The organism is Micromonospora sp. NPDC050784, from assembly GCF_044456765.1.
In the GTDB taxonomy this organism is placed as follows: domain Bacteria; phylum Actinomycetota; class Actinomycetes; order Mycobacteriales; family Micromonosporaceae; genus Micromonospora; species Micromonospora foliorum.
Genome location: NZ_JBITGG010000011.1, coordinates 77416 through 100510 on the forward strand (window position 1 = coordinate 77416; position 23095 = coordinate 100510).

Annotated in this window: 24 protein-coding genes; 15 read left to right on the forward strand and 9 right to left on the reverse strand. The window is 69.9% G+C overall.

Annotation, left to right across the window (positions count from 1 at the left end):
- Positions 1 to 66: 66 nt before the first annotated feature.
- Together ACIBD9_RS16955 and ACIBD9_RS16960 are read right to left on the reverse strand one after the other, a co-directional pair.
- The gene (locus ACIBD9_RS16955) at positions 67 to 777 is read right to left on the reverse strand and encodes a creatininase family protein (protein ID WP_350857895.1); all 711 of its coding nucleotides are present in this window, start codon (positions 775 to 777) and stop codon (positions 67 to 69) included.
- A gap of 18 nt (positions 778 to 795) precedes the next feature.
- Positions 796 to 1893: a hypothetical protein gene (locus ACIBD9_RS16960; RefSeq protein WP_396718574.1), complete on the reverse strand. Its 1098-nt coding sequence runs from the start codon at positions 1891 to 1893 to the stop codon at positions 796 to 798.
- A 285-nt stretch (positions 1894 to 2178) separates the two neighbouring features.
- Between ACIBD9_RS16960 and ACIBD9_RS16965 the strand changes: the two genes are divergently transcribed.
- From ACIBD9_RS16965 to ACIBD9_RS17020, 12 genes are all read left to right on the forward strand, one after another.
- Positions 2179 to 2499 (forward strand): hypothetical protein, encoded by a 321-nt coding sequence (locus tag ACIBD9_RS16965; RefSeq protein WP_112681382.1) that lies wholly within the window; start codon positions 2179 to 2181, stop codon positions 2497 to 2499.
- 231 nt (positions 2500 to 2730) lie between these two features.
- Positions 2731 to 3669 (forward strand): hypothetical protein, encoded by a 939-nt coding sequence (locus ACIBD9_RS16970; protein WP_396718870.1) that lies wholly within the window; start codon positions 2731 to 2733, stop codon positions 3667 to 3669.
- 82 nt (positions 3670 to 3751) lie between these two features.
- On the forward strand, positions 3752 to 4627 hold the full coding sequence (locus tag ACIBD9_RS16975; protein WP_396718576.1) for an FtsK/SpoIIIE domain-containing protein: 876 nt from the start codon (positions 3752 to 3754) through the stop codon (positions 4625 to 4627).
- Positions 4624 to 4833 carry a hypothetical protein gene (locus tag ACIBD9_RS16980; protein WP_334503700.1) on the forward strand — a complete coding sequence of 70 codons (210 nt, stop codon included), beginning with the start codon at positions 4624 to 4626 and terminating at the stop codon, positions 4831 to 4833. The genes ACIBD9_RS16975 and ACIBD9_RS16980 overlap by 4 nt, the downstream gene beginning before the upstream one ends.
- A gap of 85 nt (positions 4834 to 4918) precedes the next feature.
- On the forward strand, positions 4919 to 5362 hold the full coding sequence (locus ACIBD9_RS16985) for a DUF6197 family protein (protein WP_396718578.1): 444 nt from the start codon (positions 4919 to 4921) through the stop codon (positions 5360 to 5362).
- Entirely contained in the window at positions 5359 to 5655 is a 297-nt protein-coding gene (locus tag ACIBD9_RS16990; protein WP_396718580.1) for a hypothetical protein, read from the forward strand. The genes ACIBD9_RS16985 and ACIBD9_RS16990 overlap by 4 nt, the downstream gene beginning before the upstream one ends.
- Before the next feature lie 23 nt (positions 5656 to 5678).
- A complete protein-coding gene (locus ACIBD9_RS16995) occupies positions 5679 to 6059 on the forward strand; it encodes an RRQRL motif-containing zinc-binding protein (protein ID WP_396718872.1) in 381 nt (126 codons plus the stop codon).
- Positions 6059 to 6769 (forward strand): hypothetical protein, encoded by a 711-nt coding sequence (locus ACIBD9_RS17000; RefSeq protein WP_396718582.1) that lies wholly within the window; start codon positions 6059 to 6061, stop codon positions 6767 to 6769. Before ACIBD9_RS16995 ends, ACIBD9_RS17000 begins: the two co-directional genes overlap by 1 nt.
- Entirely contained in the window at positions 6766 to 7035 is a 270-nt protein-coding gene (locus ACIBD9_RS17005) for a hypothetical protein (RefSeq protein WP_396718584.1), read from the forward strand. Before ACIBD9_RS17000 ends, ACIBD9_RS17005 begins: the two co-directional genes overlap by 4 nt.
- Entirely contained in the window at positions 7035 to 8846 is a 1812-nt protein-coding gene (locus ACIBD9_RS17010) for a replication initiator (protein WP_396718586.1), read from the forward strand. The genes ACIBD9_RS17005 and ACIBD9_RS17010 overlap by 1 nt, the downstream gene beginning before the upstream one ends.
- A 22-nt stretch (positions 8847 to 8868) precedes the next feature.
- Positions 8869 to 9060 carry a helix-turn-helix domain-containing protein gene (locus tag ACIBD9_RS17015; protein WP_396718588.1) on the forward strand — a complete coding sequence of 64 codons (192 nt, stop codon included), beginning with the start codon at positions 8869 to 8871 and terminating at the stop codon, positions 9058 to 9060.
- Position 9061: 1 nt separating this feature from the next.
- Positions 9062 to 10291: a tyrosine-type recombinase/integrase gene (locus tag ACIBD9_RS17020; RefSeq protein ID WP_396718590.1), complete on the forward strand. Its 1230-nt coding sequence runs from the start codon at positions 9062 to 9064 to the stop codon at positions 10289 to 10291.
- 68 nt (positions 10292 to 10359) lie between these two features.
- Here the strand turns inward: ACIBD9_RS17020 and metH are convergent, their stop codons facing one another.
- Positions 10360 to 13860 carry a methionine synthase gene (metH, locus tag ACIBD9_RS17025; protein ID WP_396718592.1) on the reverse strand — a complete coding sequence of 1167 codons (3501 nt, stop codon included), beginning with the start codon at positions 13858 to 13860 and terminating at the stop codon, positions 10360 to 10362.
- Between the two features lie 276 nt (positions 13861 to 14136).
- Between metH and ACIBD9_RS17030 the strand changes: the two genes are divergently transcribed.
- A complete protein-coding gene (locus ACIBD9_RS17030) occupies positions 14137 to 15006 on the forward strand; it encodes a PAC2 family protein (protein WP_030332815.1) in 870 nt (289 codons plus the stop codon).
- A 191-nt stretch (positions 15007 to 15197) separates the two neighbouring features.
- On the forward strand, positions 15198 to 15989 hold the full coding sequence (locus tag ACIBD9_RS17035; RefSeq protein WP_091408867.1) for a GntR family transcriptional regulator: 792 nt from the start codon (positions 15198 to 15200) through the stop codon (positions 15987 to 15989).
- Positions 15990 to 16360: 371 nt separating this feature from the next.
- On the opposite strand, the gene mshC is transcribed toward ACIBD9_RS17035, so the two are convergent.
- The 6 genes from mshC to ACIBD9_RS17065 form a co-directional block, all read right to left on the reverse strand.
- Positions 16361 to 17599, reverse strand: a complete 1239-nt coding sequence (mshC, locus tag ACIBD9_RS17040; RefSeq protein ID WP_396718595.1) for a cysteine--1-D-myo-inosityl 2-amino-2-deoxy-alpha-D-glucopyranoside ligase — start codon at positions 17597 to 17599, stop codon at positions 16361 to 16363.
- 66 nt (positions 17600 to 17665) lie between these two features.
- Positions 17666 to 18484 (reverse strand): SCO1664 family protein, encoded by an 819-nt coding sequence (locus ACIBD9_RS17045; RefSeq protein WP_396718597.1) that lies wholly within the window; start codon positions 18482 to 18484, stop codon positions 17666 to 17668.
- Positions 18481 to 19065, reverse strand: coding sequence for a DUF3090 domain-containing protein (locus ACIBD9_RS17050; RefSeq protein WP_196922875.1), 585 nt, complete (start codon positions 19063 to 19065; stop codon positions 18481 to 18483). The genes ACIBD9_RS17045 and ACIBD9_RS17050 overlap by 4 nt, the downstream gene beginning before the upstream one ends.
- 157 nt (positions 19066 to 19222) lie before the next feature.
- Complete coding sequence (locus ACIBD9_RS17055; RefSeq protein WP_396718599.1) at positions 19223 to 19927, reverse strand: MSMEG_4193 family putative phosphomutase; 705 nt, start codon at positions 19925 to 19927, stop codon at positions 19223 to 19225.
- Positions 19928 to 20036: 109 nt separating this feature from the next.
- Positions 20037 to 20873, reverse strand: coding sequence for an undecaprenyl-diphosphate phosphatase (locus ACIBD9_RS17060; RefSeq protein ID WP_091408473.1), 837 nt, complete (start codon positions 20871 to 20873; stop codon positions 20037 to 20039).
- Positions 20870 to 21922: an LLM class F420-dependent oxidoreductase gene (locus tag ACIBD9_RS17065; RefSeq protein WP_030332780.1), complete on the reverse strand. Its 1053-nt coding sequence runs from the start codon at positions 21920 to 21922 to the stop codon at positions 20870 to 20872. The genes ACIBD9_RS17060 and ACIBD9_RS17065 overlap by 4 nt, the downstream gene beginning before the upstream one ends.
- Before the next feature lie 186 nt (positions 21923 to 22108).
- Between ACIBD9_RS17065 and ACIBD9_RS17070 the strand changes: the two genes are divergently transcribed.
- Positions 22109 to 23080, forward strand: a complete 972-nt coding sequence (locus ACIBD9_RS17070; RefSeq protein ID WP_130400857.1) for an aldo/keto reductase — start codon at positions 22109 to 22111, stop codon at positions 23078 to 23080.
- The last annotated feature ends 15 nt before the right edge of the window (positions 23081 to 23095 follow it).

Below are 23095 nucleotides of genomic sequence, written 5' to 3' on the forward strand. Positions count from 1 at the left end.
ATCAGCTGGCCGAGATCTGTCGCACCTCACCCGGCGGAGGACACGCCGGCAGTCCGGCCGGCCCGGTCAGAGGCCGAGGCTTCCCTGATGCTCGCCGAACGATCGGGTGAGGCTGTCGAGAGCGGCTTTGCCCTTCTCGGCGGTGCCAAGTGAGGGTCGGCCGATGACGCCACTGGTGGTGTAGGCAGCCATGCCGAGTGTCAGCAGGTGCGGCCGGTGGTCGGCCGTCCAGTCCGCGGTTTCATTGCCCGCTCGGATCAGCTCGGGGGCCACGTGCAGGAGTAGCGAAGTCTCCAGCTCGCCTGCGTGCATGTCCTCGTGACTGCCGGTTTCCATGCCAGCGTCGGTGCGGGCCTTGGTCCAGTCATGCCCTTGCGGGTAGAGGCTCATCCTGGGTCCGTTAGCTGCGGTGTACTCCTGAACGACGTTCGACAGGACGTAGTTGCCGCCGTGTCCGTTGATGAGGACCAGGTGCTCGACGCCGGATCGCGTCAGGGAGTCCGCGACATCGGTGACGATCGCGGAGAGGGTACGGGAGCTGATGCTCACTGTTCCCCGCCAGCTTGAGTGTTCGTGGGAGCAGGAGATGGTGATGGGCGGGAGAAGCATGACCGTGTGGACCGTCGCGATATCGCGAGCTATCGCCGCAGCGACGACGGTGTCTGTGACTAGCGGCAGGAAGTCGCCGTGTTGTTCAAAGCTGCCGACTGGCAGCAGCGCGACCTTGGCGTTTCGCTCCTTCTCGTCGGCTGCCGTGGCAGCCGTAACCAGCTCCATCACCAGAGGTTGGCTCCTTCACGCTGTCGTCAACTGCTTGATGGCAAGGCTCAGTTCAGATACTTCCTCATCGCGCCGCCATGGCGCCAGGCGCTCGCGTAGCCGACGCAGCTCCGACAGTGCGCGGGCTGAGGTGGCCGTCCGAACGGTACGGACCGCGTGGTGTCCCACTCGACAGGCTGTGGCCTTGTCGCCTGCCGCCGCGTGAGCCAGCGCAAGCCGCGTCTCGCACAAGCCTTGATCACGGCGCATCCCGGTAGGCATGGTTGCCAGGGCTCGCCGGAATACCGGAATCGCCCTGTCCGGAGCGTCAAGGTCGGCCCAGCAACTGGCTGCCTGCATCTCGATGTATGCCGGGGTGCAGTAGGACGCCAGATCGTCGGCGTCGGCTCCTGGCCGCTCAAGCTCGTGCGTCGCAGCGTCGATTGCCCGACGGGCGTCGTCCGCGAGTCCGCGCAACGAGTACGCCCGTGCTTGCTGCGCAAGTACCAAAGCGCGAACCCTCGGCGAGACATGCCGGGCTTCGCGTAGAGCTGCGGAGCCAAGGCCGATGGCACGGTCGAACCCGCCAAGGTCGTTCGCGATGTTCGATTTTCGCATGAGCAGGTACGCCGTCTCGGTCGGCTCACCAATGGCCATGGCGTAATCCATGGCACGATCAGAGTAATGCATCGCGCTCTTGGGGTCGTCCGCGTCCTGGTAGAGCCACCCGGCGAATTCGTTGTAGCGGCATGCCCACAAGAGCAAGTCGTTCCTCACGTCGTTCTTAGCTCCGGGAAGGATGTCGTCGATAAGCGCTGCCTGCGCGCGGACAACATCGACGAGATGATGCGGACCCATCAAATTGTCGGCTCTGACGTGCTGGTCGAAGACTGACCGGAAGCAGTCAATCGTCTCCCGATCGACGGACGGTGCCACTCTCGGGTTCCCCCGGCCCGCCTCGGTGAAGCCCAGCTCGTCCTCGTCTCGCTCGTAGACAGTGCAGAAGAGCTGTCGGTAGACCACGTCGGGCTTCCCGGTGCCGTTTTCCCAGCGAGACAGCATGGTCTTGAGGCTGGCCTGGCCAGCGATCGTTACGCCCTCCCTCCGGGCTGCCGCCAGCAGCGCCGCGACCACCTTTGACTGCTTCCAGCCCAAGTCGAGCCGTACTCGTTGCAACAGCGTCGCTGCTTCCTCGACTCGCCTAGCTGTCATGGCTCTCCCCGAAGATTGGTAACACTTACTTGGAAGCCATTATGCCTGGTCGATGCGACAACTTGAAGAAGTTAATACCACCTGCTGTTGCCTTGTTAACTTGCCTCATCTGGCATCTGAAGCCGGCGCATCGTCTCCTTGAGTCACGGGCCGATCGGTCCAGACAAGCAAAGGATCCATTGGATCCTCTAGACGAAGGAGATCTTCGTGAAGCTGTACGTGGACACCCAGAGCAAGCAGGTCCAGGTGACGAAGGACCCGGAGCCGAAGAACGACCAGAACGGCAACCAGCGGTCGGAGAAGAACACTGGCCGGCTCATGTGGTCGACCCAGGTCTTCGTACTCGACGAGACTGGCGGCGAGATCATCACCATCACCACGGCGGGTGAGAAGCCGGGCGTGACGGTGGGACAGCTCGTCGCTGTCGAGCAGTTGGAGGCTATTCCGTGGGCGACCAACGGGCGCAACGGCGTCGCGTTCCGTGCGATCACGCTGAAGCCGAAGGCTGGTAACTCGGCGGCTAAGTAGGTCCCTCGCTCACCGCACTGTGTGAGCCCTGGTGTCTGAAGCACGACGCGGCCTGATGGTCCGCTGAGATTCCTGGTCCGGGAGTGGTTCCGACTCCTACATTCCCGGCCCGTCACCACCAGTGGTGGTGGCAACTCCCGCAAGAGCTGGCGCGGGGTCGGTCCGACTCCTACATCTGCCGACCCCGTGCCCTCCAACTCATCCAACCCAATGTGCTTGGGAGGACTCGTCATGTCCAAGTCTAGCCCCCGCCGGTTCGCCGGCAGGTCAACCGGAACGGTGACGGTCATCGAGGCCAAGGTCCACCGTTCCTCCGCGCGCAACGCCAAGATGGCGTTCATCCTGACGGCGGTCATCGTCGGCCTCCTGGCGGCCGTGGTGGCCGCTTCCTCCATTCACCCGATCCTCGCCGTTTTCGTCGGCGCGCTGATCGGCGTTCCGACCGGCGGGCTCGTCTGGGTGCTGGTTCGGATCTGGCCGGTGATTCGGCTGCTGTGGTGGTGGACCCCGGAAACCATCCTCGGTGTCCTGCTGCTCACCGCGTGGGTTCAGCTCGCCAACCACACCCCAACCCTGGTGACCCTGCTGGTGGTCGCCCTGGTCGTGGGCGTCCCCGCCGCCATCCGCCCGGTCCGCCGCCAGGTCAAAGCCTGGGGATGGTGCCTCGTGGTGCGCCATCGGCTGCGCGTGTGCTTCGCGCAGTTCATCATCGCCAACCAGTCCGGTTCGCTGCCGCTGATCCTCTGGGCGCGCCCCACCCCTGTTGGTGAACGGGTCTGGGTCTACCTCCGTCCCGGCCTGTCGGCCAAGGATCTGGAGGGCCGCCTCGACAAGATCGCGGTGACCTGCCACGCCTCCACCGTGCTCATCGAGCGCGCTTCGGAGAACAACGCCGCTTATCTGCGGTTCGACATCAAACGCCGTGAGGTGCTGACCGCCCACGTCGGTTCCCCGCTGGTCGACGTGATCGACCCGGCCGCCCCCGTCTCGGCATCGCCGCTGACGGTCCCTACTGCCCTGGACCTGCCGGACATCGACATGCCGACGGTCACCCTCCCGGCCCAGGGTAAGCCCGCCGGCAAGAAGCCGGCCGCCACGACGGCCAACGGCAGCAAGCCGGCGGCTTCCTCCGCGTCGCCCGAAGCGGACGACGTTTCCGACTGGATCTAACCCGGGCCCAACCAGGACGCGAGGAGCCATTGCGGCTCGTTCGTGTGGCTTCTCGCGCCCACAACGCCCAGGAGGGCACCCCATGACCACCACGATTCCCCCCACCGCTGAGGCGGTTCCGGTGGGTCCTGGCCTGTCGATGTTCGACCCGATCTTCATTGGGATCGACGAGTTCGGCCAACCCGTCTACCTCGACGTCGTCTATCACAACCTGCTCGCCGCTGGTGAGCCCGGCGGCGGTAAGTCCGGCCTGGTCAACAACATCTGCGGCCACGGCGTCCTGTGCGACAACACCCGCCTCGTTCTCTTCGACGCCAAACTCGTCGAACTCGGCCCCTGGCGCGACCTGGCTGATGCGTTCATCGGCCCCGACATCGACCAGGGCATCTCGGTTCTGCGTCGCCTCCTGGTCGTGGCCACCAACCGCTACACCTGGCTGCTAGCCAACCGGCGCCGCAAGCTCGGCCCGGATGACGGCATGTCGGTCATTCTCACCGTCATCGACGAACTCGCCATGTTCTCCACGGTGCTCGGCACCAAGCAGCAACAGGAGGAGTTCTCCACGCTGCTGCGAGGGCTCGTCTCCCTCGGCCGGGCTTGCGGTATGCCGGTCGTGGCTGCGACTCAGCGGCCGTCGTGGGACATCATCCCCGCTTCGCTGCGGGACCTGTTCGGTTACCGGGCTGCGTTCCGGTGCACCTCGCTGAACAGCTCGAACATCATCCTCGGTCAGGGCTGGGCCGAGCAGGGCTACACCGCCTCCGACATCTCGCCCACCAACCAGGGCGCGGCCTACCTCCTGGCCGAAGGCGGCGTCCCGCGCCGCATCAAGGCGGCCTACCTCACCGATACCGACATCTACAACATCGCCGACTACGCCGCCTGGACCCGCCGCCCCACCGACACCAGCACCAGCGCTACGGCGGTCAACCCGACCGCGTGGGAGATGGCGGCATGACCACCCGCGAACGCGCCTACGCCCGCGCGAACAACCAGCGGGCCGCCCAGTTCACCGAACTGTGGATCACCGGCAGTCCCGAGGACATCGCCGTCATGGTCCAGGCCGTCGCCCGCACTGGGCGACTCGTCTACCTGTCCGCGCCCACCCAGATGCCGGGTGACGACAACCGGCACCGCCGCTACCTGCGGCTACGCGCCCGATAGCACGGCCGACAGGACCGGATCTGCCTCGCAAGCTCGCCGGTCCTGCCGACCACCAACCGACAGCCCCCGAAAGGACGTGGTTGCCATGAAGGCTACCCAAAACCCACCCACCACAGCACCGGTCAACACTCCTGCTGATCTGCTGCGGATGGCTGCCCTCTACCTGCGCCGGCACGGCTGGCATCAGGGCACCTACTACGCCAAGAGCCCCGACACGCTCACCCCGCCGGCCTGCGCCGCCGGGGCCATCGGCATCGCCTGCGCCGGACAGAAGGTGGAGCACTTCTCCCAGCTCGACCCCGACGCCCTCGCCGACTACCTCGCCGCCCTGGGCGTGTTCGTCGACTACCTCGACACCACCGCGCCCGTGTTCTTCGTCGACGAGGACGGCTACCTCCTCGACGAGCACACCTCCCCCTACTCGTGGAACGACGACCCCGCCCGCACCGCCGAGCAGGTCATCACCGCCCTTCAGGCGGCTGCCAACGAGTGGGACTCCCTCCGCACCACCGGAGGTGAGAACGCATGAGCACCGTCAAGGCGTCCTTGACGCCATCCGTCCCGCGACAGAAGCGTCGGGACATCGTCGAGAACGACGCCTTCGCCTCGTTCGCTCGGCGCATCATCCGCGCCCACGGCCGCCGCGTCGCCACCGGCGACGTCGAAGCACTCCGCGACCTCATCGCCCTCTCCGCCGTCATCGACGACGCCATTGGAGAAGCCGTGATCGGCCTGCGGGCCTTCGGCTACTCCTGGGCCGAGATCGGCTCCCGCCTCGGCATCTCCCGCCAAGCCGCCCAACAGCGCTGGGGAGGCCAGTGATGACTGACCTGCGCAGCGTGGACCTGGACAACCTGGCCGAGCGCACCGGCATCCGGGTCGAGTTCTACGACCCGCTCGGCACCCGCTACGGGTTCCCCACTTTCCCCTACCACTGCGCCCCTCGTGGGCTGGCCACCCTGCGGCAACTCCGCGCCGCCGGCCTCCGTCCCGGAGGGCATGACCCGGTAGCGCAGATCTATTGGCGACACCGGGCTAACCGGCGGGTCGCCTACCTCTACCGCACCGACCTCGCCAAGACGAAGCGCACCGCTACGCCCGCCCAGCGGGAGGCCATCGGCAAAGCCCTGCTCGCCCGCCGCACCTGCCGGCACTGCGGGCAGGTGAAGCCCTACTACATCCCCCGCCGCTACGGCTGCTGCCTCGACTGCCACGGAGGCCACTAATGACCACCACCACGCCGGCCAGCGCCGGCACCCGCCTTGAGGGCCTGGTCCTGGTCCTCATCCTCATCGTCGTCGGCGGCTCCGCCGGGGCCGCGTCCTTCACCCACGTCCACGACTGGACCATGGCCAACAGCCCCGACAACACCCCGGGATGGTTCGGCTGGGCCAACGCCGTCATCTCCGAACTCGTCCCCATCGCCGCCCTACTCACCATCCGCCGACGCCGCCGCACCGGCGCTCCCATCGGCTACCCGATGGTCCTACTCATCGCCGCCGCCGGCCTCTCCCTCGCCGCCCAACTCGCGGTCGCCAAACCCGGCCCGTCCGGCTGGCTGCTGTCCGCCGTTCCCGCGCTGGCGTTCATGGCCCTGGTCAAACTCGTCCTCGCCCCCGCCCCAACCGCGCAACCCCTGCCACCGGCCGCTGAGCCGGCGCAACCGATCCGCGTCCAGGTGGCCGAGCAGGTCACCACAGAACCGGCACCGCCGGCCGCCATCACCCCGGCCCCTGCGCCGGAGCCTGTCACCGCGCCGGCCTCGGAGCCGGTCGACGTTCCCGCCCATCTGCTGCCCACTGCCCGCTTCGCGGCCGTGCAGCACGAACAGGCCACCGGCCAACCCATCACCCCCGCCGAGCTGGCCGACCGCCTCGACATCAGCACGGTCATCGCCGGAAAGCTGCTCGCCACCATCCCCCAGGGTGCCCGATGACCATCTACCTCGTCGACATCGAGCAGGTCACCCACACCTGCCCCGCCTACCCCGACGCCCACCCGTTCGACACCCGACGCACCCTCATCGACGTCATCCCCGGCGGCCCCTGCCGGGCACCGGTCACCATCCGCTGCGGCGACGTGACCACCACCATTGCGTGCCGTCGGCACGAACCGGCCAAGCGCCAATGCGGCGCCTGCCGGGTCATCGTCACCGAACGCACCATCACCACCCGCCACCTCACCACTGAGGTTGGCGGCTGATGGCCTCGACGCTGGACCTCACACCCCGAACCGCCTTGGCCCGGGGTGTGGGCTCGAACGTCGACACCATCCCCGTCTACGACTACACCGCCACTGGTTCCGCCTTCACCCGCGCCACCCAACCCGACTACTTCGGATGGCTGGAACACGTCCGCGCCGCCGCCGGCTGCACCCGACCCATCCGCCTCGCCGGGCAGCTCCTCACCGTCGACTCGTCAACGGGCAGGGTCCTGGACCAGCGGCACACCGACGCCATGCCCGACGCCGCTATCTACACCGCCTGCGGCAACCGCCGCGCCACCGTCTGCCCCGCCTGCGCCCACACCTACCAACGCGACGCGTTCCAACTCCTGCGCGCCGGTCTCATCGGCGGCAAAGGCGTCCCCGAGACGGTCGCTCAGCATCCGGCGGTGTTCGCCACGTTCACCGCCCCGTCGTTCGGGATTGTGCACACCCGGGCGGTCAAGCGGCACACCTGCGGCAACCGCAAACGCTGCGACTGCCGACCCGACCCGTGCCACGCCCGCCGCACCACCGACCCCGCCGCCGGCCTCTGCCTCCACGGCCGACCGGCCGTCTGCTGGGCACGTCACGAGTCCGGTGATCAGGTGCTCGGGCAGCCGTTGTGCCTGGACTGCTACGACCACACCCACCAGGTCGTGTGGAACCTGTTCTCCGGGGAGCTGTGGCACCGCACCAAGCAAGCCGCGGAACGCCACCTCGCGAAACTCGCCCGCCGCCGGGGCATTCCCCGCGTCCACGTCGTCACCGCCTCCGGCAACATCCGCAATGTTCCACCGGTGCGGCTGTCACACGGGAAGGTGGCCGAGTTCCAGGCACGCGGGGCAGTGCACTTCCACGCCCTGGTCCGCCTCGACGGCGTCCACCCCGACGACCCCACCGCCGTCATCCCACCACCCGCCGGATTCACCGTCGCCGACCTCGACGACGCGATCCGCGCCGCCGTCGAGCAAGTCGCCTTCACCACCCCCACCCACCCCGACCAGCCCGCAGGTTGGTCGATCGCTTGGGGTGACCCGGGCAAGGGCCTCGACGTTCGACCCATCAGCCTCACCGGCGACGGGGACGTCACCGACAGCATGGTCGCCGGCTACCTTGCCAAGTACGCCACCAAAAGCACCGAGGTAACCGGGCACCGCTCCGTCAGGCTCGACGCCGACTCCATCGGCGACTACGCCGACCCCGACGGCGACCACACCGCCCGCCTCATCGACGCCTGCTGGCACACCGGCCGACCCACCGGAACACCCGTCCCGCTGTCTCAGCGGCCCCGGGACCACCGGCCCACCCCCGGCTTCGTCGACCGCTGGGAATGCCCTGACTGCGGCACCCACACCCGTTATGCCGCCTGCCCCGTCTGCATCGCCCGCCGTCAAGCCGCCCTTGACACCCAACCGGCCAGCAGACCACAGGCCACCAATCCCTACGCCCGGCTGCGCCGCTGGGCGCACATGCTCGGCTTCGGCGGTCATTTCCTCACCAAAGCCCGCCGCTACTCCGTGACCTTCCAACTCCTGCGCGACACCCGCGTCACCTTCCGGCGCCACGAGCACCAAGACCAGGCCGACGACCAGCCCGGCACCCTCCGCGCCGTCGACCACCTCGACGACGACACGACGCTCATCGTCGGCACCCTCACCTTCGCCGGAGTCGGCTGGCACACCACCGGAGACGCACTCCTCGCCAACACCGCCGCCGCCATGGCACGAGAGCGACGAACCGCCGGCCGCGAAGAACTCGCCCACGAACTCAGCACCACCCCGGCCGGCACCGCGCCGGCTGTGGCCTGACCCCTCGCCCACGGGAGACGACATGCCCACCGAAGAACCGCTCAAGCTCTGGACCGTCGAAGACGTATCCGACTACCTCGGCGTCCCGGTCCAGACCCTCTACGCCTGGCGCAAGCGCCGGATAGGTCCGCCCGCCGGCCGCGTTGGTCGGCATCTGCGCTATGACCCTGATGTGGTGCGTGCGTGGTTCGCCGACCAGTCCACGGCGGCCTGAGATGGCTCACATCGCTGACCGCTGGTACAAGACGGTTGCCGGCCCGGACGGGAAGTCTCGGCAAGAACCAAAGCCGGAGTGCGGGCAGGGGATGCGCTACCGCGTCCGGTACCTCGCTCCGGACGGCAAAGAGAAATCGCAGTCGTTCCCCGACAAGAAGAAGCGCGAGGCACAAGCGTTCCTTGCCAACGTCCAGGCCGACATCCTCAAGGGCACCTACGTCGACCCCGACGCCGGCCGCACCACCTTCAAGCAGTACGCCGACGAATGGCTCGCCGCTGCGACCACCGATATCCTCACCCGCGACCGGATCGAGTACGAGCTCCGGCTGCACGTGTACCCGACCATCGGTAACAAGCCGATCGCGTCGATCCAGCCGGCGACGATCCGAGCGTGGGCGCGTGGGATGCAGGAGAAGGGACTGTCCGCCGGCTACCGCCGGGTCCTGTTCAGCGACGTGTCGATGATTCTGAACGCCGCTGTGGACGACAAGAAGATCGTCAGCAATCCGTTCTCAGCCAAGAGCATTCAACGTCCCCGCCATGTCTCTACCAAGGTCCAGCCGTGGTCGGTCGACCGGCTCGCCGCGTTCCGCGCGAAGCTGCCGGACCGCTACCGAGTCGCCGTCGACCTGGGCGCGGGCTGTGGACTGCGGCAGGGAGAGATTTTCGGCGTAAGTCCTGATGACCTGGACGCGACCCGGCCAACCCTGCGAGTCGTCCGTCAGATCAAGCTCGTGCGCGGCGTCCTCATCTTCGCCCCGCCCAAGGGCGGCAAGACGCGAGAGGTTCCTCTCCCGGCCTCGGTAGCTCGCCGCCTGGGCGACCACGCCAAGCAGTACGCGCCCGTAGAGGTCACCTTGCCTTGGGGAACCCTGACCGGCGACCCCACGACCGTCACGCTCTACCTGACCACCGCTGACGGTCTGCCGCTCAGCCGCTCGAAATTCAACCCCGGTGTCTGGAAACCTGCGATCCGGGCCACGACCATCCCCGACGACCGGCGCAACGGCATGCACGTCCTGCGGCACACCTACGCCTCGGTCCTCCTGGACGCAGGGGAGAGCATCAAGGCCCTGTCGACCTATCTGGGCCACGCCGACCCGGGCTTCACTCTGCGGACCTACACGCATCTCCTGCCGACCAGTGAGGACCGCACGCGCCGGGCCATTGATGCGGCCTTCGGTGAGGACCAGGCCGCCGAGGACGTCCGGAAGCCCTCGACGGCCTAGAGACGGCATGATCATGGTTCAGTGGCCCTCGGGACGACCATAATTGCAGGTCAGCGACCCTGCGCCCGTTACTTGGCGTTGAAGTAGTTGGCCTCCGGGTGGTGGACCACGATCGCGTCGGTGGCCTGCTCGGGCATGAGCTGGAACTCCTCGGACAGCTCGACCCCGATCCGGTCCGCGCCGAGCAGATCCATGATCTTCGCCCGGTCTTCCAGGTCGGGGCAGGCCGGGTAGCCGAACGCGTACCGGCAGCCCCGGTAGTCGTTGTGCAGGATGCCGGCCAGGTCCGCCGGGTCGTCGTGCCCCAGCGGACGGCCGTCGGGCAGGGTCATCTCGGCGCGGATGCGCTGGTGCCAGTATTCGGCGAGCGCCTCGGTGAGCTGCACGGAGAGGCCGTGCACCTCCAGGTAGTCGCGGTACTCGTTGCGGGCGAACAGCTTCGCCGCGTACTCGCTGACCGGCTGGCCGACGGTGACCAGTTGCAACGCGACCACATCGAGCTGGTCGCCCTGGGGCTTGAAGAAGTCCGCCAGGCAGAGCCGCCGCTCCTGCCGCTGCCGGGGGAAGGAGAACCGGGCGCGCTCCGCGTGCCCGTTCTCGTCGAGCACCACCAGGTCGTTGCCTTCGGAGTACGCGGGGAAGTAGCCGTACACCACGGCTGCCTCAAGTACCTGGTCGGCGATCAGCCGGTCCAGCCAGTACCGCAGGCGCGGCCGGCCCTCGGTCTCGACCAGTTCCTCGTAGGAGGGTCCGCTGCCGCCCCGGGCGCCGCGCAGCCCCCACTGCCCGGAGAAGGTGGCCCGCTCGTCGAGCAGCGCCGCGTAGTCGGCCATCGGCACGCCCTTGACGACGCGGGTGCCGAAGAACGGCGGGGTGGGCACCGCCACGTCGGCTGACACGTCGGAGCGGACCGAGGAGTCGTGCAGCTCGGGCAGCGACGTGGTGACCATCGAGCGCTGCCGTTCCCGGCGCGCCCGCCGGGCCGCGAGCGCCGCCTCCCGCTCCGGGTCGATCACCGGGGCGCCGCCACGCTTGGCGGTCATCACCCGGTCCATCAGGGACAGGCCCTCGAACGCGTCCCGCGCGTAGTGCACCTGCCCGGGGAACGTCGACCGCAGGTCGTCCTCGACGTACGCGCGGGTCAGCGCCGCGCCACCCAGCAGGACGGGCCAACGCTCCGCGACCCCGCGGGTGGCCATCTCGGCCAGGTTCTCCTTCATGATGACCGTGCTCTTCACCAGCAGCCCGGACATGCCGATCGCGTCGGCGCGGTGCTGCTCGGCGGCGTCCAGGATGGCGCTGATCGGCTGCTTGATGCCGATGTTCACCACCTCGTAGCCGTTGTTGGACAGGATGATGTCGACCAGGTTTTTGCCGATGTCGTGCACGTCGCCGCGCACGGTGGCGAGCACGATGCGGCCCTTGCCGCCGTCCTCCGCGGTCTCCATGTGCGGTTCCAGGTAGGCCACCGCGGTCTTCATCACCTCGGCGGACTGGAGCACGAACGGCAACTGCATCTGGCCGGAGCCGAACAGCTCACCGACCACCTTCATGCCGTCCAGCAGGATGTCGTTGATGATCGACAACGGGGACCGACCGCCGGCCATCGCCTCGTCGAGGTCGGCCTCCAGGCCGTTGCGCTCACCGTCGATGATCCGCCGCTTGAGTCGCTCGTCCAGCGGCAGCGCCGCCAACTCCTGGGCGCGGCTGGCCCGGGCGCTGGTCACGTCGACGCCCTCGAACAGCTCCAGGAAACGCTGCACCGGGTCGTACCCCTCGCGGCGCCGGTCGTACACCAGGTCCAGGGCGACCTCGCGCTGCTCGTCGGGGATCTTCGACATCGGCAGGATCTTGCTGGCGTGCACGATCGCCGACGTCAGGCCGGCCTGCACGCACTCGTGCAGGAACACCGAGTTGAGCACCTGCCGGGCCGCCGGGTTGAGCCCGAAGGAGATGTTCGAGATGCCCAGGGTGAAGTTGACGCCCGGGTAGCGGCGGGAGATCTCCCGGATCGCCTCGATCGTCTCGATGCCGTCGCGGCGGGTCTCCTCCTGCCCGGTGGCGATCGGGAAGGTCAGCGCGTCGATCAGGATGTCGGAGCGGTCCATGCCCCACCGGGTGGTCAGGTCGTCGATCAGCCGCGCCGCGACCCGGACCTTCCACTCCTGGGTACGGGCCTGGCCCTCCTCGTCGATGAGCAGCGCCACCACCGCGGCGCCGTGCTCACGCACGATCGGCATCACCCGCGCGTACCGGGAGTCGGGGCCGTCGCCGTCCTCGAAGTTCACCGAGTTGACCACGCAGCGGCCGCCGAGCATCTCCAACCCGGCCTCCACCACGTTCGGCTCGGTGGAGTCCAACATGATCGGCAGGGTGGACGCGGTGGCGAACCGGCCGGCCAGCTCCCGCATGTCCTGCGTGCCGTCGCGCCCGACGTAGTCCACGCACAGGTCGAGCAGGTGCGAGCCGTCGCGTGCCTGACTGCGGGCGATCTCCACACAGGCCCGCCAGTCGCCGGCGAGCATCGCCTCCCGGAACGCCTTCGAGCCGTTGGCGTTGGTCCGCTCCCCCACCATCAGCACCGACGCGTCCTGGGCGAACGGAACCGGGTGGTACACCGAGGAGACACCCGCCTCGTGCCGGGGCTCGCGGGCCGGGGCGGTGACGCCGTGCAGCCGCTCGGCCAGCACCCGGATGTGCTCCGGGGTGGTGCCGCAGCAGCCGCCGACCAGCCCCACGCCGTACTCGGTGATGAACCGCTCCAGGGCCTCGGCCAGCTCCACGGGAGTCAGCGGGAAGTACGCCCCGTCGGCGGTCAGCACCGGCAGGCCGGCGTTCGGCATCACCGACAGCGGGATGCGGGAGTGCTGCGACAGGTAGCGCAGGTGCTCGCTCATCTCGGCCGGGCCGGTCGAGCAGTTGAGCCCGATCAGGTCCACACCGAGCGGCTCGATCGCGGCGAGGGCCGCGCCGATCTCGCTGCCGACCAGCATCGTGCCGGTGGTCTCCACGGCCACGTGACAGATGATCGGCACCGGCTGGCCCAGCTCGGCCATCGCCCGCTTCGACCCGACCACGGCCGCCTTGACCTGGAGCAGGTCCTGGCAGGTCTCGATGATCAGGGCGTCCGCGCCACCGACGATCAGGCCCGCGGCGTTCTCCTGGTAGGCGTCGCGCAGGGTCGAGTAGTCGGCGTGCCCGAGGGTCGGCAGCTTGGTGCCCGGCCCGATCGAGCCGAGCACGAACCGGGGCCGCTGCGGGGTGCTGGCCGCGTCGGCGGCCTCCCGCGCGATCCGGGCGCCCGCCTCGGACAACTCGCGGATGCGGTGCGGGATGTCGTACTCGGCGAGGTTGGCGAGGTTGGCGCCGAAGGTGTTGGTCTCCACGCAGTCGGCACCCACGGCCAGGTAGGCGTCGTGCACCCCGCGCACCACGTCCGGGCGCGTGACGTTGAGGATCTCGTTGCACCCCTCCAGCCCGTCGAAGTCGTCGAGCGTGAGGTCCGCAGCCTGCAGCATCGTGCCCATCGCGCCGTCGGCGATGAGAATGCGATCAGCTAGCACATCCATCAATGAAGTCCGCACCCGTTCAGGTTAGTGCGACCCGGCCGGACTCCACGACTTTCCTCGAGCGATCCCCTATTGTGTCACGGGGATCACGCTGTCCGGTTCGTTTGGGTATGACCTGCTGCCGGAGCGGCCGACCGGCGCGGCCACCGGGCCGCACCCTCGCCCTGCACGTAGGCTGACGGACGTGAAGGACAACAGGGACGCCGCCGTGCCACACGGTATGACGACCGGGCGCGGTCCCGGCGCCAGCCGCGACGAGCAGGGTGAGGTGACGGCGTGACCGAGTTCGACGGACTGCCGGTGCTGCGGTCCCCGGTGGCGATCGCCGCTTTCGAGGGCTGGAATGACGCCGCCGACGCGTCCACCGCCGCGGTCGAGCACTTGGAGCAGGTCTGGAACGCCCGGCAGATCGCCGAGCTGGATCCGGAGGACTTCTACGACTTCCAGGTCAGCCGGCCCACGATCACCATGGCCGACGGGGAGACCCGGCGGGTGGAGTGGCCGACGACCCGGTTCATGGTGGCCAGCCCGGAGGGCACCGACCGCGACGTGGTGCTGATCCGCGGCATCGAGCCGAGCATGCGGTGGCGGACGTTCTGCGAGCAGGTGCTGGAGATCTGCCACAGCCTGGAGGTGGAACGGGTGGTGCTGCTCGGCGCGTTGCTGGCCGACGTGCCGTACACCCGACCGCTGCCGATCAGCGGCAGCGCCTCCGACGCGCAGGCCGCCGAGCGCTACCAGCTCACCCCCACCCGGTACGACGGGCCGACCGGCATCGTCGGCGTGCTGCACGACGCCTGCACCCGCGCGGAGGTGGACGCCGTCTCGTTCTGGGTGCACGTGCCGCACTACGCCAACAACCCGCCCTGCCCGAAGGCCACCCTCGCCCTGCTGCACCGGGTCGAGGAGGTCGTCGACCTGCCGGTGCCGATGGCCGACCTGGCCGAGGAGTCCGCGGAGTGGGAGCAGCGGGTGCGCAGCGCCGCCGAGCAGGACGCCGAGCTGGGCGAGTACGTCCGCGAGCTGGAGGAACGGGTCGGCGACGAGGGGATCACCCCGTTGACCGGTGACGAGATCGCCCAGGAGTTCGAGAAGTACCTGCGCCGCCGGGGCGGTTCCGCCGGCCCCACCGCCGGCTCCTGGTAACACTGTCTCGCTGCGGGCCGCTCTTGGTTGCGGCCCGCTCTTCCTCGCGGGCCACTCTTCGTTGCGGGCCACTCTTCGTTGCGGGCCTTCGGACCTTTTGTGGTCTGGGGGCCCGTTTTCGCGTGTCTGGGGTGGCGCCGTCACACCCGCTAGGGCATCCTAGGAACCTAGATGTGATCAAGGAGGCGGGTGTGCAGATCAACCCCGGGGCCGCGGAGTTCCCACACCGACAGATCGCCGCGCAGCTCAAGGCCCAGGTCCGCCGCGGCGACTGGGGGCCGGGCGAGCGGCTGCCGTCCATCCCGGCCATCGCCGAGATGTTCGGCGTCGCCAAGCAGACCGTGCAGCGCGCCGTCGACCAGCTGCGGGTCGAGGGCATCCTGATCACCAAACCCGGCTCCGGTACGTACGTCCGGGGCACCCGCCGCCGACTCAACCGCCTCTCCCGAGGCCGGTACGGAGGCTTCCGCGGCTACCACACCGACCTGGCCGCCCGATACCGTCAACAGCTCGTCTCCGTGGGGCACGCCCCCGCTCCCGCCGAGGTGGCCGACGCCTTCGGCGTGTCCGACGGCACCAACCTGCTCTGCCGCCGACACCTCGTCCGCACCGACGACTCCCCCGTCGAGGTGGGCGCCTCCTGGTTCCTGCCCCGCGACACCGCCGGCACCTCGCTGGAACGCACCGAGGCGTTCGGCCGGCCGCTCTACCAGGAGGCCGAGGAAGCCACCGGACGGCGGTACGTGTCGGCCACCGACACGATCAGCGCCCGCCAGCCGAGCCGGGAGGAGGCCGAGACCCTCCAGATCCGGCCGGACACCCCGGTGCTGCACCTGCTGCACGTCGCGTACGACGCGCACCGCAAGCCGATCGAGGTGTCCCAGGCAACCTGGCCCGGCCCCATGACCACCCTGACCGAGGAGTACAAGATCCCCGGCCCAACCCCGGACCCGGAACCCGACCCTGGCCTGGTCCTAGGCTGACCTGACCCGCCCCGCCCCGCGCCACCCCGCCCGGCCCCGCCCCGCCCCGGCCCGGCCCGGCGATCTTGCACTTTCTGTCGCCGCTTTGCCCCGATTGACGACTTTCGTAACGACCGAAAGTGCAAGATCGACGGTGAAGTAGTGGGGGCACGGCCCGCAGCGTTATGCCCTGCCCCGAGCGCTCCGTCGATCATGGAGTTGCGGTGGGTCGCATAAGGGGCGCAGCACCGCATACCGGCCACCACAACTCCATGATCGACCCACTTCAGCGCGGGGCGAGGCGGCGAGGCAGCGAGGCAGCGAGGCAGCGAGGCGGCGAGGCAGCGAGGCAGCGAGGCGGCGAGGCAGCGAGGCAGCGAGGCAGCGAGGGATTAGAGGCGGATGCCCAGGAGGGCGTCTACCGTATTCGTGAAGAGGGCGGGGGCTTCGGGGTCGTCCGTGGCGCCGGCGAGGGTCGCGTCGGCCCAGCGGTCGGCTGCGGCCAGGGCTCCGGGGGTGTCCAGGTCGTCGGCCAGGCGTGCGCGTACCTCGGCCAGCAACTCGGCCCCGGACGGCCCGGCGGGCGCGGCGGCGGCCCGCCGCCAACGGTCCAGGCGCTCGTGTGCGGCGGTGAGCAGGTCGTCGGTCCAGGTGCGGTCGCTGCGGTAGTGCCCGGAGATCAGCGCCAGCCGGATCGCCATCGGGTCGACCTTGTCGGCGCGCAGCCGGGACACGAAGACCAGGTTGCCGCGGGACTTGGACATCTTCTCGCCGTCCAGGCCGATCATGCCGGCGTGGACGTAGTGCTCGGCGAACGGCGCCTGACCGGTGAGCCGCTCGGCGTGCGCGGCGGACGCCTCGTGGTGCGGGAACAGCAGGTCGTTGCCGCCGCCCTGCACGTCGATCCGGTCGCCGAGCAGGTTGAGCGCGATCACCGCGCACTCGATGTGCCAGCCGGGGCGGCCCGGGCCCAGCTCGCCGCCCGGCCAGGACGGCTCGCCCTCGCGGGCGCCGCGCCAGAGCAGCGGGTCCAGGGGGTCCCGCTTGCCGGCCCGGTCGGGGTCGCCGCCGCGCTCGGGGAAGATCTCCAGCATCTGCTCGCGGGTCAGGTTCGACTCGTAGCCGAAGCGGGGCGTGGCCGAGATGTCGAAGTAGACGTCGCCGGTGCCGTCGTCGAGCCGGTACGCGGCGCCGTCCTTGAGCAACACCTCGACCTTGTCGGCGATGTCCGGGATCGACTCGACCGCGCCCACGTAGTGCGCCGGCGGGATGATCCGCAGCGCCTCCATGTCCTCCCGGAACAGCGCCGTCTCGCGCATCGCCAGGACCACCCAGTCCTCGCCGTCGCGGGCGGCCCGCTCCAGCAGCGGGTCGTCGATGTCGGTGACGTTCTGTACGTAGCGCACCGGGCGGCCGGCGTCGCGCCACATCCGCTGCACCAGGTCGAACGTGATCATGGTGGCGGCGTGGCCGAGGTGGGTGGCGTCGTACGGGGTGATGCCGCAGACGTACATGCTTCCCGCGTCGGCCGGCTCACTCGGGTGGACACCCTGCCGCGCCGAGTCGTACAACGCCAGTGGCTCGCCCCTGCCCGGCAGCCGTGGCACCTCGTGTCCCGCCCAAGACTCCATGGGATCAGCCTAGCCAGCCCGGCGACGACGCCGGAGCACCCCACGGGTGATCAAGATGACAGCGGCTCACATGGGCGGCCAGGGCATCGCCGGCCAGTCCTCCGGAGGCTGGGGGAAGCGGCCGGTCTCGCGCAGCCGGTCGACCCGGGCGGCCACCTCGGCCACCTCGCTGATCGTCAGGTGGTCGGCCAGCTCCGCGCCGAGCTCCCCGGCGACCTGCCCGGCCAGCGCGTCGAGCATCTCCACGGCGTCCGGGGGCAACTGCTTACCGGCCCAACCCCAGAGCACCGTCCGCAGCTTGTCCTCCACGTGGAAACTCACCCCGTGGTCCACGCCGTAGATCCGGTCGTCGGCCCCGACGAGCACGTGACCGCCCTTGCGGTCGGCGTTGTTGAGCACCGCGTCGAGCACCGCGAGCCGGGCCAGCCGTGGGTCGTCGGCGTGGGCGAGGGCGTACGCGGCGCCGTCGTCGTCGCGGGCCGCGGCGATCGGGATCCAACGCGGCGGCAACTCCCCTGCGGGCAGGAACCCGACGAGCGGTTCGGCGTCCTCCGGCTCGTCGATCCACAGCTGGCAGGAGCCGGGGCCGAACGGGCCGTCGCGCAGCACGGTGGGCGGCACCAGGCCCCACCCGGTGGCCCGGGAGACCAGGTACGCCGAGACCTCCCGACCGGCCAGGGTGCCGTCGGGGAAGTCCCAGAGTGGGCGCTCGCCACGGACCGGCTTGTAGACGCAGCGGGCGGTCATCCCGTCCAGGGTCAGGATGCCGCGCAGCGTCGTGTTCGACGCGTCGACCAGCCGACCCTCCAGGTCGAGGGCGCCGTCACGCAGCAGCCGCAGCGCGGCGTCGCCGTCCTGGCGAGGCTGGAGGCCGGACGAGGTCACCGGTGATAGCCGTTGTGCCGCGGGCAGAGGTGCCCGGCGGGGTCCAACGGTTGGCCGCAGAGCGGGCACGGTGGCCGGCCCGCGTTGACCACTCGCCGGGCCCGCTCGATGAACTGGCGGGTCGCCTGCGGGGTGAGCCGGACCCGGAGCCGATCCAGGTCCTCGTCCGGCTCGTCGTCCTCGTCCTCGTCGTCGTCTTCGTCATCCTCGTCGCCGAGCTCGACCTCGGGCTCCACCTCGCCCGCCGCGATCGCCTCGATCACCACGGTCGCGGTGTCCACGTCGAAGGCCAGCCCCAGCGTCCCGACCCGGAACTCCTCGTCGACCGGAGTGTCCAGCGGCTCGTTGTCGCCGATCACCGGCGCCAGCTCGGGAAGGTCCACCCCGAAGCGACGCTGCGCCTCGGTGAGCAACTCCTCCAGCTTTTCGGCGAGCAGGGACACCTGGACCTTCTCCAGCGCGACGCTGACCAGCCTGCCGCCGCCGCGGGCCTGCAGGAAGAACGTGCGCTCCCCCGGCGGCCCGACAGTCCCGGCGACGAACCGCTCCGGCGGTTCGAAGGCGTGCACCTGGTGGGTCATACCCACGACCCTATCCGGCCCGCCCTGGCATCGCGCACCCCACCGACGCGAATCGCCGCAGCGACGGCGCGCCCGGTGTAACAGGGGTTACACCCGGGCGTGGCGGCCCTTCCGGCCTGCGCTGACACCCCGGTCGGGGGTGGTGTCGTGACCCGCCTCACCGCGACGCACCCGCCCCGCCGCCGACGGCCGCGTCCGAGTCGGCCACGCGATTCGCGCGCCGACGCCGCTTGGCCGGCGGCGGCACCAGCGCCGCCAGGTCCCCGCCGGTGTCGTTGAGCCGCACCAGAAACGGACGCAGCGGCGTGAACCGGATCGCCGTCACCGACGCCGGGTCGGCCACGATCCGCTGAAAAGCATCCAGGTGTACGCCGAGCGCGTCCGCCACGATGGCCTTGATCACGTCGCCGTGGCTGCACGCCAGCCAGACCGCCTCGGGCCCGTGTTCGGCGCTCACCCGGGCGTCCCAGGCTCGCACCGCCGCCACGGCACGCGCCGCCATCGCCGCCATCGCCTCCCCACCCGGGAAGACCGCCGCACTGGGGTGCTGCTGGACCACCGGCCAGAGCGGCTCCTTGGCGAGCTTCTTCAGCGGCTGCCCCTCCCAGCTGCCGTAGTCGCACTCGATCAGCCCGTCCTCGACCACCGGGGTGGCCTGCGGAAGCGCCAACTCCAGGGTCTGCCGGCAGCGGATGAGCGGGCTGGTCACCACGGCCGCCAGGGGCACCGCCCGCAGCCGCTCGCCGACCGCGGTGGCCTGGGCGCGCCCGGTGTCGTCCAACTCGACCGGTTGCCGACCGGCCAGGCCGCCATCGGCGTTCGCCGTGGTTCGGCCGTGTCGCAGAAGCAGAAGGGTCGCCACGGGACCACCCTATGACCTGGGCTCCGCCCCGGGCCGTCGCGGGCGGCGGTAGGACGACTGCGGCCCCCGGCTCCGCTCGCGGGCGGGGCCGGGGGCCGTCGACTGTCGGTCAGGTGGCGTCGATGGTGCCGGTCAGCAGCAGGGCCAGGACCAGGGTGCCCAGCGCGACCCGGTACAGCACGAAGACGTACAGGGTGTGGTGGGCGACGTAGCGCAGCAGCCAGGCGATGGCCGCGTAGCCGATGGCGAACGCGATGACGGTGGCCACGATCGTCTGGGCCACGGTGGGCACGGAGGTGCCCGGGGCGGACGGTTCGAAGACGTCCCCGAGGCTGAACACGCCGGACATCACCACCGCCGGGATGGCCAGCAGGAACGAGTACCGTGCCGCCGCCTCCCGGGTCAGGTTGAGCAGCAGGCCGGCGGTGAGCGTGCCGCCGGAGCGGGACACCCCGGGGACCAGCGCCATCGCCTGGGCGAAGCCCATCACGATGCCGTCCTTCATCCGGAAGTTCTCCAGGGTGCGGGTCTGCCGCCCCCAGTACTCGGCGAACGCCAACACGAACGCGAACACGATCAGCGTGGTCGCCACCACCCACAGGTTGCGCCCGGCGGTCTTGATCTGGTCCTTGAACACGAACCCGAACAGCCCGATGGGGATCGAGCCGACGATCACGTACCAGCCCATCCGGTAGTCGAGGCTGGAACGGACCGACTTGTCCCGGATGCCCACCAGCCAGGTCCGGGTGATCCGCCAGATGTCCTTGGCGAAGTAGATCAGCACGGCCGCTTCGGTGCCGAGCTGGGTGACCGCGGTGAACGACGCACCGGCGTCCCGGTCGAAGAAGATCGCCGAGGTGATCCGCAGATGCCCCGACGAGCTGACCGGAAGGAACTCGGTCAGTCCCTGGACGATGCCCAGGACGATGGCCTCGACCCAGGTCACTCGCCGACTCCCGAGAGGTCGAGAGCCTCGGCGACGGTACGCAGGGTCTGCACACCGCTGTCCCGGTCGGCCACGAAGAGGGTCACCGACAGCGTGGTGACGCCGGCCGCGGCGTACTCCCGCATCCGCTCGGCGATGCGCTCCTTCGGGCCGAGCAGCGAGGTCCGGTCGATGAACTCCATGGGTACGGCGGCGGCGGCGTCGCGCTGCCGCTTGGCCAGGTACAGGTCCTGCACCTCGCGGGCGGCGTCGCCGTAGCCCATCCGGGTGGCGAGCTGGTTGTAGAAGTTCTGCTGCCGGCTGCCCATGCCGCCCACGTAGAGCGCGGCGTACCAGCGGACGAGTTCGGCGCAGGAGGCCACGTCGTCGCCGATCACCACGGGCACCGACGGCACCACGTCGAACCCGGCCAGCTCCTTGCCGACCTTGGCCCGCCCGGCGCGGACCGAGGCGAGCTGCTCCTCGGCGAACTCCGGGGCGTAGAACACGGCCAGCCAGCCGTCGGCGATCTCGCCGGCCAGCTCCAGGTTCTTCGGGCCGACCGCGGCCAGGTAGATCGGTATGTGCTCGCGGGGTGGGTGGAAGCCCAGTCGCAGGGCCTTGCCCGGGCCGTCCGGCAGCGGCAGCGTGTAGTGCTCACCGTCGTACGCCACCTCCTTGCGGGCGATGGCCAGCTTGACGATGTCGACGAACTCGCGGGTCCGGGCGAGCGGCTTGGCGAAGCGCACGCCGTGCCACCCCTCGGACACCTGCGGGCCGGAGACGCCCAGCCCGAGCCGGAACCGGCCGCCGGAGAGGGCGTCGATCGTGGCGGCGGTCATGGCGGTGGCCGCCGGCGTACGGGCGGGGATCTGCATCACCGCGGCGCCGACGTCGATCCGTTCGGTCTGCCCGGCCATCCAGGCGAGCATGCTGGGCGAGTCGGAGCCGTAGGCCTCCGCCGCCCACACCACCGAGTAGCCCAGCCGGTCCGCCTCCTGGGCCAGCGCCAGGTGGTCGGCCGGTGTGCTCCACGCCGTCTGGTATCCGAGACTGAGCCCGAGTCGCACTGGTCCTCCCCCATCCGTGGCACAGGTCGCCCCAGGTTACGCAATGCCGATAACGGACTCGATCACCGGCTCGACACCTTTGATCCCCCCTCCATCGGGGCAGCCCGGGGCGGCGGAACCGGCAGAACCGGCAGAGATACGGGAGCGAGGATATCGGTGGCGGCAGGTTCGAAATAAGGTTCACCCATGCAACAGCGACCGCTCGGCCGAAGCGGGCTGGCGGTTTCCCGGCTCGCGCTCGGCACCATGACCTGGGGCCGGGACACCGACGCCGATGATGCGGCCGCTCAGCTGAAGAGTTACCTGGACGCGGGCGGCAACCTGATCGACACCGCCGACGTGTACGGCGACGGCGACGCCGAGTCGGTGATCGGCTCGCTGCTGGGCTCCCTCGTCCCCCGCGACGAGCTGCTGATCGCCACCAAGGCCGGGTTGCGCCCCGGCAGTGGCCGACGCCGGGACGGCTCCCGTGGGCACCTGCTGCGCACGTTGGACGCGTCGCTGCGCCGGCTCGGCACCGACCACGTCGACCTGTTCCAGGTGCACGGGTACGACCCGGACACCCCGCTGGAGGAGACCCTGGCCGCCCTGGACCACGCGGTGGCCAGCGGCAAGGTCCGCTACGTGGGTGTGTCGAACTTCTCCGGCTGGCAGACCGCGCGGGCCGCCGCCTGGCAGACCGCGTGGCCCGGGCGGGCACCGGTGGTCGCGTCCCAGGTGGAATATTCGCTGCTGGAGCGTGGCGTGGAGCGGGAGGTGCTGCCCGCGTGCGACGCGCTCGGCCTCGGCGTGCTGCCTTGGTCGCCGCTGGGCCGGGGCGTGCTCACCGGCAAGTACCGGCACGGCCGTCCGGCGGACTCCCGGGCCGCGTCGCCGCACTTCGAACGATTCGTCGCCACGTACCTGGAGCCGCGCTGCTCCAGCATCGTGGAGGCGGTGGCGACCGCGGCCGGTGGGCTGGGGGTGTCGCCGCTGGAGGTGGCGTTGGCGTGGATCCGGGACCGGCCCGGCGTTACCGCGCCGATCCTCGGTGCCCGCACGGTCGGGCAGCTTCTCGGCGCGCTCCAGGTGGAACGGATCACCCTGCCCGAGGAGATCACCACCGCGCTGGACGACGTCTCCGCGGTGCCGGTCGGCTACCCCGAACGCGACGGCTGAGCAGCGCGCCGGGTC

What these genes read in the sequence shown, in the direction of transcription:
- ACIBD9_RS17000 (WP_396718582.1), top strand. Translation starts at nt 6,059, where the DNA reads ATGACCACCACCACGCCGGCCAGCGCCGGCACCCGCCTTGAGGGCCTG.
- ACIBD9_RS17050 (WP_196922875.1), bottom strand. Translation starts at nt 19,065, where the DNA reads ATGACCCACCAGGTGCACGCCTTCGAACCGCCGGAGCGGTTCGTCGCC.
- ACIBD9_RS16975 (WP_396718576.1), top strand. Translation starts at nt 3,752, where the DNA reads ATGACCACCACGATTCCCCCCACCGCTGAGGCGGTTCCGGTGGGTCCT.
- ACIBD9_RS17010 (WP_396718586.1), top strand. Translation starts at nt 7,035, where the DNA reads ATGGCCTCGACGCTGGACCTCACACCCCGAACCGCCTTGGCCCGGGGT.
- ACIBD9_RS16985 (WP_396718578.1), top strand. Translation starts at nt 4,919, where the DNA reads ATGAAGGCTACCCAAAACCCACCCACCACAGCACCGGTCAACACTCCT.
- ACIBD9_RS17015 (WP_396718588.1), top strand. Translation starts at nt 8,869, where the DNA reads ATGCCCACCGAAGAACCGCTCAAGCTCTGGACCGTCGAAGACGTATCC.
- ACIBD9_RS17020 (WP_396718590.1), top strand. Translation starts at nt 9,062, where the DNA reads ATGGCTCACATCGCTGACCGCTGGTACAAGACGGTTGCCGGCCCGGAC.
- ACIBD9_RS16980 (WP_334503700.1), top strand. Translation starts at nt 4,624, where the DNA reads ATGACCACCCGCGAACGCGCCTACGCCCGCGCGAACAACCAGCGGGCC.
- ACIBD9_RS17005 (WP_396718584.1), top strand. Translation starts at nt 6,766, where the DNA reads ATGACCATCTACCTCGTCGACATCGAGCAGGTCACCCACACCTGCCCC.
- ACIBD9_RS16955 (WP_350857895.1), bottom strand. Translation starts at nt 777, where the DNA reads ATGGAGCTGGTTACGGCTGCCACGGCAGCCGACGAGAAGGAGCGAAAC.
- mshC (WP_396718595.1), bottom strand. Translation starts at nt 17,599, where the DNA reads ATGGAGTCTTGGGCGGGACACGAGGTGCCACGGCTGCCGGGCAGGGGC.
- ACIBD9_RS16990 (WP_396718580.1), top strand. Translation starts at nt 5,359, where the DNA reads ATGAGCACCGTCAAGGCGTCCTTGACGCCATCCGTCCCGCGACAGAAG.
- ACIBD9_RS17070 (WP_130400857.1), top strand. Translation starts at nt 22,109, where the DNA reads ATGCAACAGCGACCGCTCGGCCGAAGCGGGCTGGCGGTTTCCCGGCTC.
- ACIBD9_RS16970 (WP_396718870.1), top strand. Translation starts at nt 2,731, where the DNA reads ATGTCCAAGTCTAGCCCCCGCCGGTTCGCCGGCAGGTCAACCGGAACG.
- metH (WP_396718592.1), bottom strand. Translation starts at nt 13,860, where the DNA reads ATGGATGTGCTAGCTGATCGCATTCTCATCGCCGACGGCGCGATGGGC.